The sequence below is a fragment of the Paraburkholderia sp. HC6.4b genome, assembly GCF_014200875.1.
Lineage (GTDB): Bacteria > Pseudomonadota > Gammaproteobacteria > Burkholderiales > Burkholderiaceae > Paraburkholderia > Paraburkholderia tuberum.
Genome location: NZ_JACHDC010000057.1, coordinates 1 through 1686, shown reverse-complemented (window position 1 = coordinate 1686; position 1686 = coordinate 1). Strand labels below are relative to the sequence as shown.

The window sequence follows — 1686 nt, the reverse complement described above, 5'->3', positions numbered from 1 at the left end:
GTCGGCCGCTGCCGACGTCTACGTTGATGGCGAACTGCAGACCGCATTGCTGCCCAATGGCTACAGCATCTTCTGCGTCAAGCCGGGCCAGCACATGCTGGGCGCCTACATTCAGGACGCACCGCTGTACAAAGGCAAGACCACCGGGCGATCCGGCGCAGAACTGAAGGGCGGGATGACCTACTTCGTGAAGGTCGGGCCGGCTGGCAGCAATGACGCACCGATCATGGTGCCGCGCAACGAAGCCGAAGCCCAGTTGCAAGGCATGCGCGCCCAGATGCACGTGCTTTCGCGCGCATCGGCAGTGGAGGCGTGTGACCCTGCGTCAATTCCCGTGACGTCAGCCCCGGTGGCGCAGCCTGTCGCGGCGAAAGAATACACGCTCAAGGGCGACACGCTGTTCGCCTTCGGCAAGTCTGGCAATCGTGACATGACTGTCAAAGGCCATGTGGCAATTGCACATCTGGCTGAGCAGATTCGCGCGGAAAACACCTCGCTGCAAGCCGTGACGGTGATCGGCCACGCGGACCTGATCGGCTCGGCGGCGGCGGCGCAGAAGCTTGGCGAGCAGCGTGCGATGACGGTTCGCCGGATGCTGATCGAGCAGGGTATTCCGGCGCAGAAGATCACCGCGGAAAGTGCGGGCAATTCCGATCCGGTGGTCGCCGGCTGCAGCGGCACGATGCAGCAGAAGATTGCCTGCAATGAGCCCAACCGCCGGGTGGTGGTGCAACTGAGTCTGTCGGGCCCGGCCCGATAAAGGCATGGGGGGATGCTGAGCCCTGATGTTGAGTCCTGAGGCGCGATCTTCCTGAATCGGGAAGGTCGCGTACCTACCGGCCTTCACCGCATGCCGGGCAAACGGTGAGGGCCTTCCAAGAACGGGAGTGTCGCGATGACCAGACAAACAGGGATTCCTGCAATCAATGTGCTGCTCGCCTATGCAGAGTTGCGCGACAGGGATCAGGTATTTTTTAACGGGAAGCTCAATGAGTTCGTGTTTGCGTCGCGATCGAGCAAACGTGAGTTCATCAGGCAGTGGCAGCGAGCGCTCGCGGCCACCGGAACAACGCCGATAGACACGAATCTTCAAAATGAAGGGCACTGTCAGGCGCAGTCAGATCTTCGGGCTGCAACGGATTAGTTGCGGTTGATTCAGGGCTAAATTCTTCCATGCACTGCGTGCGCGAGCACAGCGCCTGTTAAATGACATTTCTGGCCGGAACTCGCCATGTACTTTGCCAATCCGGGCAGGATCATTGGCAGCTTCTTCATACGCCACCGTGCCTTCCGGGTCCGCATTGACGACGTCGAGCACTATTTATCGGGTTTCGTCGCCTATCTGAACCATCTGGAATCGCAGCGGCATTCAATATTCGCCACGCTGGCGCGGGGGTGGAACGCCTCCCTGATCGGGGCGGCTACGCAGGGGACGTGGCTCACGCCGCCATCGGGGTGGACAGCAAGCGGCCTTTGCATTTACGCGCCTGCCATGCAGGCCGGGGGATCTCTGTTCCTGTCATTCGGCAAATGCAGCCGTGCCCGGCGGGCGTCATCACGAGCCGCGCACTGCGGATCAGGGCTCGACCGCGCGGAGCAGTACAAACGCCTCTCCGCTGAAACCGATCAGGTGCGCAAGGCCTTCTTCGAACAGTGGTACCACCTGGGCAAACGAACCCTGCTCGA

The 1686-nt window shown here is 61.1% G+C and carries 2 protein-coding genes and 1 pseudogene; all 3 read left to right on the top strand.

Features of this window, described 5'->3' with window-relative positions:
- Positions 1 to 760, top strand: a 760-nt coding sequence (locus tag HDG34_RS38550) for an OmpA family protein (RefSeq protein ID WP_184069242.1), incomplete at its 5' end; no start/stop codon positions are given.
- Between the two features lie 135 nt (positions 761 to 895).
- Positions 896 to 1144 (top strand): hypothetical protein, encoded by a 249-nt coding sequence (locus HDG34_RS38545; protein WP_184069239.1) that lies wholly within the window; start codon positions 896 to 898, stop codon positions 1142 to 1144.
- A gap of 87 nt (positions 1145 to 1231) precedes the next feature.
- Positions 1232 to 1686, top strand: a pseudogene (locus tag HDG34_RS38540) (hypothetical protein); the annotation flags it as partial.